Consider the following 13139-nt stretch of genomic DNA (forward strand, 5'->3'; position numbering starts at 1 on the left):
TACAATTAGCAGTCGCCCGCTTCTCCTTTATAGATATCTACACATTTTCCACCTTGCATTCTATATGACCAGTTGCGTAAATATACTTCACAACCCCAGCCTCCACAGCCTTTTACAATATCTGATGCATTCCCAAACTCTACTACCTCTGGTGCTACATATTTCTTTTTCATTTTCATTACCTCCGTTTTTTTAGTTTTATTTCGTTTTTACTTTTTCACTTTAAATTAGCAGTCGCCCGCTTCTCCTTTATAGATATCTACACATTTTCCACCTTGCATTCTATATGACCAGTTGCGTAAGTATACTTCACAACCCCAGCCTCCACAGCCTTTTACAATATCTGATGCATTCCCAAACTCTACTACTTCTGGCGCTACATATTTCTTTTTCATTTTCATTACCTCCATTTTTGGTTATTTCTTAATTCATCTTACAATTACTTTCGTAGGATTTATTTTTCATCTCCTTCGTTTATATTTTTAACTGCTTTACACTTGTAGTTTAGTATAAATAAAAAGTGAAACACACCTCGCAAAATGGCATACTTTCAGTTTTTTAATAATTTTTAGTTAATTAGGCCGAAATATATTTCTTTACCTCCTACAGCTTTATCAATAGAAGCTCTCTACCAGCGCAAATCATTTGACTAATCCCCATCATAACGAGAATAATTACATCAGTATGTTATTACACATCAGGAACAAGCTATTCACATATCCACAAATAGGAGGAAGAACAATGAAACATGTAATCGTTTATGCACACCCAAATACAGAAAGCTTCAACCATGCAATTTTAGAAACGGTAAAAAGTGAATTAGAAGAAAAAGGTCATGAAGTACGCGTTCGCGATCTATACGAATTAAACTTCAATCCAGTATTAGGCGCTTCGGATTTCATCTCATTTTCTCAAGGCAACACACCAGAAGATATTAAAGAAGAACAAGAGCATATCTCTTGGGCTGATAGCATTACATTTATTTATCCAGTTTGGTGGGCGGGACTTCCTGCTATTTTAAAAGGATACGTTGACCGTGTATTTAGCCATGGCTTCGCTTATGCTTACGGTGAAAATGGTATCGAGAAGTTATTAAGCGGTAAAAAAGGCTTACTATTATCTACAATGGGAAATACGAAAGAGGCATACACAGCAGGCGGTATGTTTGATGCAATGAAGAAAACAGCAGATGTTGGTATCTTTGAATTTACAGGCATTGAAACAATTGAGCATACATTCTATACGAGTGTTCCTTCTGTGGATGATAATGTGCGTAAACAATATCTTGAAGAGGTTAAAGATGTTGTGAATCGTGCATTCTAATAAAAAAACTCCGGTTGTTAAAACCGGAGTTTTTTTATTTCATCATTAATTTCGGAATATATCTTTGAAGAATGCTTTCTAATTCATTCATATCTTCCTGTCTAATAAGTAAATTCACATTGTCATTCATTTTTTCTCGCCCGCGATATAAAAATATATTCTCTTTTGGATTTTCCCACGTCGATGTTTTATAGCCTTTTAATTCTTCGTATGAATAAAAGTTTAATCCGTCTACTACACCTTTTTCATATATTTCTACACTTTTAATAAGATGGATAGCTATTAAAGTCATAAAACAACTTGCTACAACATAACTACCCGACTGAATAAGGAACTGTTGAGCTGTATCAATATCGCCATTTACGTACTGAGCATATATATACATACATTGCCCAATGAAATATACCGGCCCAAGTGACGCAATCCACCGTCTCTTCACTCGTGGATATGTTGCAATAATTTTTCCCGCACTTTTTTTCATTTCATTTATTTTATATATCTTCCATAGAACAAAAAATAAAACACATAATGTAAAAACAAACATAATACATGATATCCAGTACACTCTGATTCCCTCCCTTCAATATCATTGTATATAAATTTTACATTTTACATAACAATAGCACATATGCAATTATGCATAAAAAAAACAGGTAACCTCTCCGGCTACCTGCATTTCATTACATCTTCTCAATCCACTCCGTCAAGTTATGCACAACTTGCGTTGGTTGTACTTCATATTCTGTTAACTTCTCCACAGTTGTTACTCCAGTGTGGACAAGAAGCGTATGCATACCAGCATTTATTCCTGCTAAAATGTCTGTATCGTAGTTATCCCCAACCATTAATGCTTCATTTTTTTCTATGCCAAGCACTTTTAAAGCTTGTTCCATAATGATTGATTCTGGTTTTCCGATAAAGATTGGATCCACACCTGTTGATACTGCTACAACTGATGTTAATGAACCGTTACCTGGTAATAATCCGCGCTCAGTCGGAATAGCAATGTCTCCATTTGTAGAAATAAATGTTGCGCCGTTACGTACAGCGAGACAAGCTTTTGCTAATTTTTCATATGTGATGTCACGATCTAAACCAACAACAACGAAATCAGGATTTTCATCCACAAGTTCAAAACCTTTTTCCACAAGTGCATCATGTAAGCCTTCTTCACCAATCATATATACAGTTGCGTCTTGTTTACGTTCATAAATAAAGTTCGCTGTCGCCATACTCGTTGTGAATACTTGCTCTGCTTTCGCTGGAATATCGAAACGAACAAGTTTTTCTGCCACTTGTTCTGGTTTACGCGTTGAGTTGTTCGTAACGAATAAATAAGGAATGCCGCGCTCTCCTAACGCTTTTACGAAGTCGCTCGCTTCTTCAATTTGTTCTTCTCCGCGATACATTGTACCGTCTAAGTCAATTAAGTAACCTTTATACATCGATTATGTCTCTCCTTCTATGCTAACGTTCTCACCTATCATACCACTCTTATATTACCCGCTTTTTCCAAAGAAAAAAACGCTTTACCTTAAAGCGCCCCATAACGTTCATTTTTTCTCTTTTACTTGGTAAGAACAACTACAATCGCCCTCACACATGTTTGCTAACGTCTTCACATCTGCTCCTGCAAATAAACGATTATACATCTCTTTTTCATCTTCACATACTTGCGGGAATCTCTCTGCAATTTCCTTTAACGGACAGTTTTGTTTTTCAATTACGAAAGAGTTTTCTCCATCTCTCTTTATTTGAACCATATAACCATTTTTCTCTTGCATAGCCGCTATCTCTTGCACTTTATATGCTAAATTCTTTTGATTACTCACTCGCTTTTGCAACTGTTCTTCCATTCGCTTCGTTCTCTCTTTTAAAACGTAACGAAGTATTTTTTCATCACCCATTCGAGCTAAATCTTCTAGCATATCAATCGCAAATTGCTTATACTCCTTCGGGAATGTATCTTCTCCCTTTTCACTTAATCCATACAAATAAGTTGGTCTTCCGACATGTTGCCTTACCATCTTAGAATAAATGAAACCGTCTTTCTCAAGATTACTTAGATGTCTTCGGATCGCCATTTCGGTAATCTCTAAAACGTCAGCTAATTCTGCTACCGTGTGTTCTCCCTTTACTTTCAATAATTGTACAATTTCGTCTTTCGTCGTACGTGCTTCCCCCATGTTTCAATCTTCTCCCTCACATACAATATAAGACCCCCAAAAAGGTACCTTGGGGATCTTATAAGCATAATTATTCTGGTACAAATGCAGATACAGGTCCTAATTCCTTCTCTAAATAACTGCGAATATTTGTTGGGTATTTCTCTACCACTGCAATATGTTTTTGAATCGTCTTATATAATTCATCATGATTCATTTGAATATAATCTTGCGTAAGCATTTTTCGAAGAACAATTACTTCTTTCATGCCTTGTCCTTCTTCTGCACTTATCACTCGCTCGTCCATCAAAATGTCGATAATATCTTCATAACTTCCTGGATCGCGCATAATAAATCCATCAATCATCGCATTCCCTACATCTAATACAGTATCAATAATTAGATGAGCTATGCGTTCTAATGCGTAAAATTCAAACTCGGTTTCATATATCTTTTTCTCTTGAAATGTACTTGTTGCTCGTTCTAAACATACTAGCATTTGTTCTATTTTCTTTCTGTCTACAAAATACATGAATGTCACCTACCTGGAAATTAAAGCATTTACATTTTAATTGTAACGCTTTCTTCTGAAAAAATCGACAATTTTTCGAATTCACCTTTTCTCCGTTATTTGTTATAGTTATATTTGTATGATTTTTGAAATTGGAGGAATGGAACCTTGGAACGTGAACTCGCACTAGAAATTGTCCGTGTAACAGAAGCAGCAGCATTAGCATCCGCACAGTGGATGGGCCGCGGAAAGAAGAACGAAGCAGATGATGCAGCAACTACAGCAATGCGTGATATGTTTGATTCAGTAAACATGGCAGGTACAGTTGTAATTGGTGAAGGAGAACTTGATGAAGCACCGATGTTGTATATTGGTGAAGAACTAGGAACAGGTAACGGTCCAGAAGTAGACATCGCCGTTGACCCATTAGAAGGTACAAACATCGTTGCAAAAGGTCTTGCAAATGCAATGGCAGTTATCGCAATCGCAGATAAAGGAAACCTTCTTCATGCTCCTGATATGTACATGGAAAAAATCGCGGTTGGTCCAAAAGCAGCTGGTAAAATTAGCTTAGATGATCCAATTGAAAAAACAATTGAAATTGTAGCAGAAGCTAACAATAAAAAGATTCGCGATCTAACAGTTATCGTTCAAGAACGTGAACGTCATCAAGATATTATTGACCGTGTTCGTGCAAAAGGTGCACGCGTAAAATTATTTGGTGATGGTGATGTTGGTGCGTCAATCGCAACAGCACTACCTGGGACAGGTATTGACTTATTCGTAGGTATTGGCGGAGCTCCAGAAGGTGTTATTTCTGCAGCAGCATTAAAATGCCTTGAAGGTGAAATGCAAGCACGCTTAGTTCCAATGAACGAAGAAGAAGAAGCTCGTTGTCGTGAAATGGGATTAGAAGATCCTCGTCAACTTCTTATGTTAGATGACTTAGTATCTGGAGATGATGCAATCTTCTCAGCAACTGGTGTATCTGCTGGTGAGTTATTAGACGGTGTGAAATTCCTTGGCGGAGATTTAGCTGAAACATACTCTATCGTTATGCGCTACAAAACAAGAACGGTACGATTCATTAAAACGCATCACCATTTAGATCATAAACCACACTTAAACTTAGATATTTAATAAAGGAGCCATGTGTATGGAAGAACGTTTCTTTCTGTACGACGATACAGTCGCTACAAGAACTCGTTTCGTTAGCTTTATGGGAGAAAATGAGCGTCATGATTTAGCGCTTTTATACTCCGATCGTCATTACGGTAAAACAATTGTCCTTGATATGCAGCGCAATAAATTTGCAATCATCGGTCCTGACGATTTAAACGAACCAGGCTACTTAGAGCATGCATTTTCTATGACTGAAGAAATTGCAGAAGAACTACGCTCATTTTTATTTGAACTTATATAATTTATCGTAGGCACCAGCTATTTAGCTGGTGTTTTTTAGTATTGGTATAATTGCTATAAAAAATCCTCTTACAATCGTAAGAGGATTTTTTTATTTCTTCACTTTTCGTAATACGAAGTGTGCACAACCGAAGTTACAGTACTCGTATAAATACTCCGTTAACGTACTAATTTTTGTATCATACGTCGAACGTTGATTACTATCATCAAAGAAACCGCGCAATCTAAGTTGCTCATAACCCCAGTCTCCAACGATATAATCATATTTATTTAAAATTTCTGCATAACGCTCTTTAAATGCTTCTTCACTAAAACCATCACGAAAGTTTTTAATTACTTCGTACTGAACATTATTAATGCTCACCGTAGCATGCATCTCTTGCTCTTGCTTTTGCTCCATCATTAACTTCCTCTCTAAGCATTCTTCTTTTTATCGTATCACAAAGCATACCAACCAACAATTTCAAATACAAAAAATTGAAAATTAGTGCATGCTATGGAGAAGGAGGTGATACATCGTGAAAAAACAAATTATACTCTCTCTCCTCACTCTTTCCTTATTTGCAGGCTGTCAAACAAATAATAAAGCCGAAATGGAACGTGAAGAAGGAAGCCGTGTTCTTGTTTCCAACAAAAACGACATGTATCATACGGAAAATACAAATACACGATTAACGAGAGTCGGTTATTCATCTAAACAAAAACATGAAGTATCTAACAAACAAGTAGGAGCCATTAACCGTGAGAAAGTCGCTGAAATGATTACAAGCATGACAGTCAAACTTCCTGACGTTACAAACGCTGCTACGCTCGTTACCGACGATGAAGTATTTGTTGTATACCGTGCAAACACAACGGATCCAAAACTCGTAGCAGATCAAGTATATAGAGCTGCTTTGTCCATCGTTCCTCGCTATTATAAAGCATATGTATCAACAGACCAAAAGTTGATTTCTCAAATTCAAGGCCTTCAATCTGGCGCTTTAAATGATACAGAATATACACAGAGCCTTGATATGCTAAAACGAGAAATGAGCAAAAATCCTCATTTGAACAATACGGGGGATCAGACTTTGAATGATATGATAAAAAAATAAAGAAGGTGGAGAAAACCTCCACCTTCTTTATTTTTGACTATTTCTTACGATCCGCATAAACCGCCATCGCATCACACATAAACTGCGCTAACCCTTCGCCGAACTTATCGATATTTTTCGTGAAGCGCTCATCAGCGACGTACATTTGGCCGAGTCCTCTAAAAGCATCTAATGAATATTCACCGAAGTTTTGCAAGTAATCGTACCATACTCCAATTGCTTCTTGTGCCTCTTTAGAATCTGGTGCACCGTGTCTAAGCGCCGCTAAATTTCTGTAAATCGTATTAAACTCTTCTTGATTATCTTTTGACATACCCTTCGCATATTCATTCGCTTTATCTACAGCTGCGTCTCCCCATCTTTCACGCGCTTCTTCTTCGTACGGATTATGGCTGAAATCGAAGCCTTCAAATTTCTCTTTGTTCGTCATTTCAATCTCTCCTTTTGTATGTTGAATTGTTTTATCAATCGTCGCAATCACTTTATCTAACCTAGCACGCTTTTCAAGAAGCATTTTTTTATGAAGCTGCAGTGCTTCTTCTCGGTCAAATGATGGACTCATGATAATTTCTTTAATTTTCTTCAAAGGGAAGCCTAGTTCTTTAAAAAATAAAATTTGCTGCAATGTCTCTAAATTTTCATTGGAATACAGACGATATCCAGACTCTGTCGTCTCGTCTGGGGTTAACAACCCAATTTCATCATAATGATGCAGTGTGCGCACACTAATCCCAACTAAATTAGCTACTTCTTTTACCTTCATTGTCATGTGTATCTCCCCCTTAATACATACGATAAAGTATGACGCAACGTTAGAGTCAATAAGTAAATTCATTTTTTGTTAAAAGTTTCATCTCCACTATATTTCATGCATAATAGATATGTACATATATTAGAAAGCGGTGAAAGTATGGTTTCAAATACGGTAATTGCCAGTATCACAATTCAACTTGTGCTTTCGATTCTGGTACCCATTATTGCGTTTGTTTATTTTCGTAAAAAATATCATATTAATTGGAAAGTAGTCGGTGTTGGTGCTCTTATTTTTATTGGGTTTACCCAAATTCTCGAGACACCGTTCCACCTATTTATGCGCGGAAATCCGGCAATCGCTCCAATTTTAGAAAATCCATTTGTCTTTGCACTTTATGGCGGACTAACCGCTGGTATTTTTGAAGAATTAGGACGTTTCGTTGCCTTCTTCTTCTTACTAAAAAAATACCAAGAATATAAAGATGGTTTTGCTTACGGAATAGGTCACGGCGGGATTGAATCCATTTTAGTTGGCGGATTCTCCGCATTGCAGACACTTATATTCGCAAATGCTATTAACAACGGTAGCTTCGCTCAAATGGCAGAAAAACTACCACAGTTAAATGTTGTAAAGGATATGTTAATAGAGCAGCCTGCTTATTTATACTTCCTTGGCAGCTTGGAAAGAATTATGGCTCTTGTGTTGCAAATTGCCTTTACGATGCTTGTCTTATACGCAGTAAAACAGAAGAAATATATCTTCCTTGTTTACGCTATATTATTCCACGCATTTGTAGACTTTTTCGCAGCACTTTACCAAACAAAAACAATCAACATCTTTGTTGCAGAAGGAATTACCCTTCTCTTCACAATTGGTGCTGTCATTCTTATTCGTAAAATGAAAGAAAAGTTAATGAGTGTGCCGGAGTAAAAAATAACCCACCTGTTGGTGGGTTATTTTTTATATAGATTATCCTAATGACGATAGCTTTTTCCCTCTTGCAACTCCCTCTTCGTTTCTGCATCTATAACAATATACTTATGAAGCTCTTCTGCTTCATTTTGAGAAAAGGAAGCGAAAAAATAAACTTGGCGATCAGGATGAATAAAAGAATCCTGAAGCACCACTCTACTCCGGCAACCCGCGACTGTTTTTTGCCAGAAAGAAAATTCTTCATCGGGCACTTCTTTAAATAAGATCTTTTTCCTAACACTATATGCTGCATTTTTATATTCTTTATACACCTTTTCATCTAACTGTTCATAAAACATATCTTCACTCACAAACGATTTATTTCGGTTGCTTGGATAATTAAATTTTGTATTCGATTCTGCATACGTTGTGGACAAGTGCAGAAAAAAACAAAAACTGAATATAATACATATCATTATTTTCATAAGTGCACCTCAAATATTCGTTATCCACATTACTTTTCCACACAGTTCAATCAATATGCCGTTTCCAATAAAAAGGAATTTTTTTCACATTTGTCGAAGTATATAGCGTCAACTTGAAAGATGGGGATGAATTATGAAGAAATTGATTGTAATACGACATTGTTCAGCAACTGGCCAAGAACGTGGTGCCGAATTAACGATTGCAGGAAAAAATCAAGCAAACACCCTTGCTACATTCCTCTTAGAAAACCAACCACAAATAGATTGTATTATTTCAAGCCCATTTGTGCGAGCTATCGATTCTATTCGGCCTTATGCACTCCAAGCTAACTTGTCTATCCAAGAAGATGAACGATTAGCTGAACGCATATTAAGCGACGTTCCAATGGACGATTGGTTGCAAAAACTAGAATCTACTTTTACAAATATAGATATTGCCTTTTCTGGCGGAGAGTCAACAAAACAAGCAACAGACCGTGCTATATCGCTTATCCAAGACGTTTTAAAATTAAACCATACTACAACACTACTCGTTACACATGGAAACTTACTTACACTCATTTTAAAGCACTTTGATCATACGATCAGCTTTAATGAATGGAAAGCTTTAACGAATCCTGATGTTTATGAAATTGTAATTGATGAACAATGTACTATAAAGCGATTATGGGAAGCACCATCCAAGTAATATCTCTTTCCAACACATTCAGTTGACGCCACGAGAAGAAACTGTACTAACAATAGAAAGGGGTATCACTCCATATGTACGAAGATGTACTTGCTTTACTACATAAAACAAATGCTTCTTACGAAAAGTTTGAGCACGAACCGGTACTCGATTATGAAACAGATCGTATCGTACGTGAACGGCTTGGCTTACACGGTACTCCAAGTAAAAGCTTATTTTTAAAATCAAAGTCTGGAGATTATTACGTATTTTTTACGTTAGAGGGCACAAGGCTCAACCGAGGAGAGATGAAAGAACTAACGGGAGAACGCTTATCTCTCTGTTCTCCTGATGAAATGCGAGACAAAACTGGTTGTACGCCAGGATGTGTCGCTCCTTTCGGTTATTCACAACATGTAACGATTATTGTGGATTGTGCAATTTATACTTATGAAAAAATTTTAATTACACCTGGTGTACCTGAATTTACAATTGAATTATCCACAGAGGAATTAAAGAAGATTTTATTAACGTGCTCAAATACTGTTTTAGAATATAAACAAAAAGAGAGCTTATAATAGCTCTCTTTTTTTCATTATTTTGCTTCTGCTGTTTTTTCTTTTGCAGAACGAACTTGCTCGTCCGCATGGTAAGAAGAACGCACAAGTGGGCCAGCTTCACAGTGGCTAAAGCCTTTGCTAAGTGCAATTTCTTTAAGCTCTGCAAATTCTGCTGGTGGGTAATATTTAAGAACTGGTAAATGCTTCTTAGATGGTTGTAGGTATTGTCCAAGAGTTAAAATATCCACATTGTTTGCACGTAAGTCATCCATTGCTTCAATTAAATCTTCTCTCGTTTCACCTAAACCCACCATAATGCTCGATTTAGTTGGAATATCAGGCTGCATTTCTTTCGCTCGACGTAAAAACTCTAATGAACGGTCATATTTTGCTCTAGCGCGAACTCGGTTAGATAATCGACGTACTGTTTCAATGTTATGGTTTAAAATATCTGGTTTTGCATCCATTAACATTTTTAAGTTTTCTTCTACTCCACCCATATCAGATGGTAATACTTCGATTGACGTAAATGGATTTTTACGACGTACAGCGCGTACTGTTTCAGCAAAAACAGCTGCTCCGCCGTCTTTTAAATCATCACGTGCAACCGCTGTTATAACAACGTGCTTTAAGCCCATTTGTACTACAGAATCTGCTACGCGTTCTGGTTCTTGTAAATCAAGCTCAGTTGGTAAGCCTGTTTTAACCGCACAAAAACGACAAGCACGTGTACAAACCGCACCTAAAATCATAAATGTTGCTGTTTTTCTTACAGCCCAGCATTCATGAATATTCGGACATTTCGCTTCTTCACAAACTGTATGAAGATTCTTAGAACGCATCATTTTCTTTAAGCCTGTATAGTTTTCATTCGTGTTTAACTTAATTTTCAACCATTCGGGCTTGCGCTTATATTCTGTTTGTTTTGTCATGGTTATCAACTCCGCACAATATGAAATAGTTTACCGTGTTCGCTTCTTTCAATGTAACATATCTATTCTAACGTATGAAAGCGATTTGCTCAAATGAAGATTCTAAGATTTTTTCCAATCGTTCCCTATAATGAAATACTCCGTATATCCCACACTAAAAAGAGTGATGTTGTGAAAGGAGTCTATTTCATGCTTCGAAAAATTTCTCTTTTGCTTTCGATTTGCTTTCTTCTCCACCAAAACATCGCTTATGGTGAAGAGAATCAGCAAAGTATATATGAAAAGCGCATGGCACTATATAAAGAAACCGAGCAATCTTCAGGCATTCCGTGGTATTACTTAGCTGCAATGGATCAATATGAAAGAAATATACGGAGCGTAAGAAAAGATATTCCGAAAAAACCAGATGCCATCATTTCCCTTTATTTCAAACCAGAAATATGGGCTGGTCCTGTGAATGGTAACGACACTCTCCCCTATACCATTTCTCTATTTGGTGGTTTGGGTTTAGATGGTGACAAGGATGGATTTGCAAATGCAAATAACGACCGTGATCTTCTGCATACAGCAGCGACCATTTTAAAGAAACAAGGAACGTCCGAAGACCGTGTTCACATTATGCTTTGGGAATATTATAGACGTGCGAAAACAGTTGAATTAATTTCCGAATACGCCCAAATTTATAAACATTACGGACGTATTAATTTAGAAGGAAATGCGTTCCCTCTTCCAATTCGTAGTGACCATAGCTACCGTAGTACTTTCGGTGCTGGAAGAAGTTTTGGGGGAAGGAGGGTTCATGAAGGAACCGATATTTTTGCAGGCTATGGCGTACCAGTAAGGTCTACTTGCTATGGCATTATTGAAACAAAAGGTTGGAACCGCCTTGGTGGATGGCGCATCGGTATTCGCGACCTTCATAATAATTATCATTATTACGCTCATTTAGGCGGATTCTCAAAAGAAATACAACTTGGACAAATTGTTGAGCCCGGAAAAGTAATCGGATTTGTTGGTAGCACCGGTTACGGCCCTCCCGGCACAGCTGGAAAATTCCCGCCCCACTTACATTTCGGTATGTATAAAGACAATGGATATACAGAATGGGCTTTCGATCCATACATGCATTTAAGTCTTTGGGAGCGAAAAGAACGCGCGAATACAAAACGATAACCGTAGCAATATGCTACGGTTATTTTTTATTTATAGCTAACTATCCGTTTTCTTTTTATCAGGTACAACAACACTTCCGCTTCCATAATACGTAGGCACTTCCCCTTGCACAATGCGCGTTGCAATTGGAACATCTTGCTTCACTTTTATTTCTTTCGTATGAAATGGAATAATCACTTGCAACGTGACTTCCATCTCCATAATAATTTGAATGGCTGTCGTATTGATTCCGTGCGGTTCAATTTTTTGTTTAATATCTGTATTTACATGACCAATTGTCGTGAAATCAATTGGAATGTCGGGTCCTATATTTCCAAGAAGCGCATTATCCGTTACGCGACCAAAAGGAACTGCCATTGTTGCTCCATTTTTTTCAGAAATACCTAACCCTTTCAAATCACCTTGTTCTACTTGCTGTAAATATTTTTCTATGTATATGGTCGTTGACGTTACGATTTCATTTACTTGCTTCGTATTTAAATTAATTGTGGATACTTTCCCGTTTTTATCATTTTGCACTTTCATTAATGAATCGACATCGAACCCTTCATTAATTCTGTCCTTTACCGCCTTCGTCATAACCGCTGTCGCCATTTTATGCGTCTCTACTTCTCCATATTTAATTAATGTCGGCTGAATGCTACTATTTACAATCCATAATCCTTGCACGAGTAATATGACAAAAAGAATAAACGACATAAGCAGTATGTGCCGAAAGGAAATAGGTCCCCTTCGAAACCGCGAATTTTTCGAACGAAATATACTCATAAAAAAACCTCCTTCTTATATCATTTCTATGCAAGAAGGAGGGACGATATATGCTTATCTCATTTTTAATAATGCTTCTTTTCCGATTGTGCCAGCCGTGATACCTAAAGTTTCGGCTTCAATCGTTACTGATTCTAGTGGTGCTTCAAGAAGTTGTTCAATCGTTCTTACACCAACCGCGCGGCCAGCAATAATTCCTCGATCCCCTAACTTCTCATTTAAAAGACCTACATCTAATGCACCGCACATAATATATCCTTTATCGCTCATTACAGCTAGCAAATTTGTCTTTGGAAGTTTGACGCTAACCGCAATAAACGTATAATTATCGATTATAATTGGCTCCACATTAACCATAGTTCACACTCCT

Annotated in this window: 20 protein-coding genes; 8 read left to right on the plus strand and 12 right to left on the minus strand. The window is 37.1% G+C overall.

Translation table 11 applies throughout. From position 1 onward, the window contains the following. Positions 1–5: 5 nt before the first annotated feature. Together AC3WTI_RS26445 and AC3WTI_RS26450 are read right to left on the minus strand one after the other, a co-directional pair. On the minus strand, positions 6–173 hold the full coding sequence (locus AC3WTI_RS26445; RefSeq protein WP_166669203.1) for a hypothetical protein: 168 nt from the start codon (positions 171–173) through the stop codon (positions 6–8). Positions 174–227: 54 nt separating this feature from the next. Continuing rightward, on the minus strand, positions 228–395 hold the full coding sequence (locus tag AC3WTI_RS26450) for a hypothetical protein (protein ID WP_166669203.1): 168 nt from the start codon (positions 393–395) through the stop codon (positions 228–230). 346 nt (positions 396–741) lie between these two features. On the opposite strand from AC3WTI_RS26450, the gene AC3WTI_RS26455 reads away from it, so the two are divergent. Next, positions 742–1323, plus strand: coding sequence for an NAD(P)H-dependent oxidoreductase (locus AC3WTI_RS26455; RefSeq protein WP_016135941.1), 582 nt, complete (start codon positions 742–744; stop codon positions 1321–1323). Between the two features lie 34 nt (positions 1324–1357). On the opposite strand, the gene AC3WTI_RS26460 is transcribed toward AC3WTI_RS26455, so the two are convergent. The 4 genes from AC3WTI_RS26460 to AC3WTI_RS26475 form a co-directional block, all read right to left on the minus strand. Continuing rightward, a complete protein-coding gene (locus AC3WTI_RS26460) occupies positions 1358–1888 on the minus strand; it encodes a DUF5673 domain-containing protein (RefSeq protein ID WP_087959414.1) in 531 nt (176 codons plus the stop codon). A gap of 115 nt (positions 1889–2003) precedes the next feature. Then, positions 2004–2768 carry a TIGR01457 family HAD-type hydrolase gene (locus AC3WTI_RS26465; RefSeq protein ID WP_000276467.1) on the minus strand — a complete coding sequence of 255 codons (765 nt, stop codon included), beginning with the start codon at positions 2766–2768 and terminating at the stop codon, positions 2004–2006. A gap of 108 nt (positions 2769–2876) precedes the next feature. Then, a complete protein-coding gene (locus tag AC3WTI_RS26470) occupies positions 2877–3509 on the minus strand; it encodes a helix-turn-helix transcriptional regulator (protein WP_048528350.1) in 633 nt (210 codons plus the stop codon). Between the two features lie 70 nt (positions 3510–3579). Beyond that, complete coding sequence (locus AC3WTI_RS26475; RefSeq protein WP_087959412.1) at positions 3580–4020, minus strand: DUF86 domain-containing protein; 441 nt, start codon at positions 4018–4020, stop codon at positions 3580–3582. Between the two features lie 147 nt (positions 4021–4167). Here AC3WTI_RS26475 and glpX point away from each other — a divergent pair, with 147 nt between their 5' ends. Continuing rightward, the gene (gene glpX / locus AC3WTI_RS26480) at positions 4168–5139 is read left to right on the plus strand and encodes a class II fructose-bisphosphatase (RefSeq protein WP_000439090.1); all 972 of its coding nucleotides are present in this window, start codon (positions 4168–4170) and stop codon (positions 5137–5139) included. A gap of 16 nt (positions 5140–5155) precedes the next feature. Beyond that, positions 5156–5422 carry a DUF3055 domain-containing protein gene (locus AC3WTI_RS26485; RefSeq protein ID WP_000392615.1) on the plus strand — a complete coding sequence of 89 codons (267 nt, stop codon included), beginning with the start codon at positions 5156–5158 and terminating at the stop codon, positions 5420–5422. A gap of 90 nt (positions 5423–5512) precedes the next feature. On the opposite strand, the gene AC3WTI_RS26490 is transcribed toward AC3WTI_RS26485, so the two are convergent. Further along, positions 5513–5824, minus strand: a complete 312-nt coding sequence (locus AC3WTI_RS26490) for a YutD family protein (protein ID WP_002008894.1) — start codon at positions 5822–5824, stop codon at positions 5513–5515. Positions 5825–5939: 115 nt separating this feature from the next. Here AC3WTI_RS26490 and AC3WTI_RS26495 point away from each other — a divergent pair, with 115 nt between their 5' ends. Next, positions 5940–6518 (plus strand): YhcN/YlaJ family sporulation lipoprotein, encoded by a 579-nt coding sequence (locus tag AC3WTI_RS26495; protein WP_087959411.1) that lies wholly within the window; start codon positions 5940–5942, stop codon positions 6516–6518. A gap of 37 nt (positions 6519–6555) precedes the next feature. On the opposite strand, the gene AC3WTI_RS26500 is transcribed toward AC3WTI_RS26495, so the two are convergent. Further along, on the minus strand, positions 6556–7287 hold the full coding sequence (locus AC3WTI_RS26500) for a MerR family transcriptional regulator (protein ID WP_087959410.1): 732 nt from the start codon (positions 7285–7287) through the stop codon (positions 6556–6558). A 99-nt stretch (positions 7288–7386) separates the two neighbouring features. Here AC3WTI_RS26500 and AC3WTI_RS26505 point away from each other — a divergent pair, with 99 nt between their 5' ends. Continuing rightward, positions 7387–8202, plus strand: a complete 816-nt coding sequence (locus tag AC3WTI_RS26505) for a YhfC family intramembrane metalloprotease (RefSeq protein WP_142286744.1) — start codon at positions 7387–7389, stop codon at positions 8200–8202. 44 nt (positions 8203–8246) lie between these two features. Here AC3WTI_RS26505 and AC3WTI_RS26510 read toward each other — a convergent pair whose 3' ends face one another. Continuing rightward, complete coding sequence (locus AC3WTI_RS26510; protein WP_097841508.1) at positions 8247–8669, minus strand: hypothetical protein; 423 nt, start codon at positions 8667–8669, stop codon at positions 8247–8249. A 133-nt stretch (positions 8670–8802) separates the two neighbouring features. Between AC3WTI_RS26510 and AC3WTI_RS26515 the strand changes: the two genes are divergently transcribed. Together AC3WTI_RS26515 and AC3WTI_RS26520 are read left to right on the plus strand one after the other, a co-directional pair. Further along, positions 8803–9357, plus strand: a complete 555-nt coding sequence (locus AC3WTI_RS26515) for a histidine phosphatase family protein (protein WP_097841507.1) — start codon at positions 8803–8805, stop codon at positions 9355–9357. Positions 9358–9431: 74 nt separating this feature from the next. Further along, the gene (locus AC3WTI_RS26520) at positions 9432–9914 is read left to right on the plus strand and encodes a YbaK/EbsC family protein (protein ID WP_087959406.1); all 483 of its coding nucleotides are present in this window, start codon (positions 9432–9434) and stop codon (positions 9912–9914) included. Positions 9915–9931: 17 nt separating this feature from the next. Here the strand turns inward: AC3WTI_RS26520 and lipA are convergent, their stop codons facing one another. Then, positions 9932–10828 carry a lipoyl synthase gene (gene lipA, locus AC3WTI_RS26525; RefSeq protein WP_000166375.1) on the minus strand — a complete coding sequence of 299 codons (897 nt, stop codon included), beginning with the start codon at positions 10826–10828 and terminating at the stop codon, positions 9932–9934. Between the two features lie 189 nt (positions 10829–11017). On the opposite strand from lipA, the gene AC3WTI_RS26530 reads away from it, so the two are divergent. Next, entirely contained in the window at positions 11018–12001 is a 984-nt protein-coding gene (locus AC3WTI_RS26530; protein ID WP_087959404.1) for a M23 family metallopeptidase, read from the plus strand. A 36-nt stretch (positions 12002–12037) separates the two neighbouring features. On the opposite strand, the gene yunB is transcribed toward AC3WTI_RS26530, so the two are convergent. Next, positions 12038–12769: a sporulation protein YunB gene (gene yunB / locus AC3WTI_RS26535; protein WP_097841506.1), complete on the minus strand. Its 732-nt coding sequence runs from the start codon at positions 12767–12769 to the stop codon at positions 12038–12040. 54 nt (positions 12770–12823) lie between these two features. Then, positions 12824–13126 (minus strand): YunC family protein, encoded by a 303-nt coding sequence (locus tag AC3WTI_RS26540; RefSeq protein WP_048528325.1) that lies wholly within the window; start codon positions 13124–13126, stop codon positions 12824–12826. Positions 13127–13139: the final 13 nt, after the last annotated feature.

The sequence above is a fragment of the Bacillus sp. EB106-02-03-XG38 genome (genome assembly GCF_058792175.1).

Bases quoted from the DNA above. Each gene is read 5' to 3' on its own strand.
- AC3WTI_RS26445 (WP_166669203.1), bottom strand. From the start codon at position 173: ATGAAAAAGAAATATGTAGCACCAGAGGTAGTAGAGTTTGGGAATGCA.
- AC3WTI_RS26450 (WP_166669203.1), bottom strand. From the start codon at position 395: ATGAAAAAGAAATATGTAGCGCCAGAAGTAGTAGAGTTTGGGAATGCA.
- AC3WTI_RS26455 (WP_016135941.1), top strand. From the start codon at position 742: ATGAAACATGTAATCGTTTATGCACACCCAAATACAGAAAGCTTCAAC.
- AC3WTI_RS26465 (WP_000276467.1), bottom strand. From the start codon at position 2,768: ATGTATAAAGGTTACTTAATTGACTTAGACGGTACAATGTATCGCGGA.
- AC3WTI_RS26470 (WP_048528350.1), bottom strand. From the start codon at position 3,509: ATGGGGGAAGCACGTACGACGAAAGACGAAATTGTACAATTATTGAAA.
- AC3WTI_RS26475 (WP_087959412.1), bottom strand. From the start codon at position 4,020: ATGTATTTTGTAGACAGAAAGAAAATAGAACAAATGCTAGTATGTTTA.
- AC3WTI_RS26485 (WP_000392615.1), top strand. From the start codon at position 5,156: ATGGAAGAACGTTTCTTTCTGTACGACGATACAGTCGCTACAAGAACT.
- AC3WTI_RS26490 (WP_002008894.1), bottom strand. From the start codon at position 5,824: ATGATGGAGCAAAAGCAAGAGCAAGAGATGCATGCTACGGTGAGCATT.
- AC3WTI_RS26500 (WP_087959410.1), bottom strand. From the start codon at position 7,287: ATGACAATGAAGGTAAAAGAAGTAGCTAATTTAGTTGGGATTAGTGTG.
- AC3WTI_RS26505 (WP_142286744.1), top strand. From the start codon at position 7,387: ATGCATAATAGATATGTACATATATTAGAAAGCGGTGAAAGTATGGTT.
- AC3WTI_RS26510 (WP_097841508.1), bottom strand. From the start codon at position 8,669: ATGAAAATAATGATATGTATTATATTCAGTTTTTGTTTTTTTCTGCAC.
- AC3WTI_RS26515 (WP_097841507.1), top strand. From the start codon at position 8,803: ATGAAGAAATTGATTGTAATACGACATTGTTCAGCAACTGGCCAAGAA.
- AC3WTI_RS26520 (WP_087959406.1), top strand. From the start codon at position 9,432: ATGTACGAAGATGTACTTGCTTTACTACATAAAACAAATGCTTCTTAC.
- lipA (WP_000166375.1), bottom strand. From the start codon at position 10,828: ATGACAAAACAAACAGAATATAAGCGCAAGCCCGAATGGTTGAAAATT.
- AC3WTI_RS26530 (WP_087959404.1), top strand. From the start codon at position 11,018: ATGCTTCGAAAAATTTCTCTTTTGCTTTCGATTTGCTTTCTTCTCCAC.
- yunB (WP_097841506.1), bottom strand. From the start codon at position 12,769: ATGAGTATATTTCGTTCGAAAAATTCGCGGTTTCGAAGGGGACCTATT.
- AC3WTI_RS26540 (WP_048528325.1), bottom strand. From the start codon at position 13,126: ATGGTTAATGTGGAGCCAATTATAATCGATAATTATACGTTTATTGCG.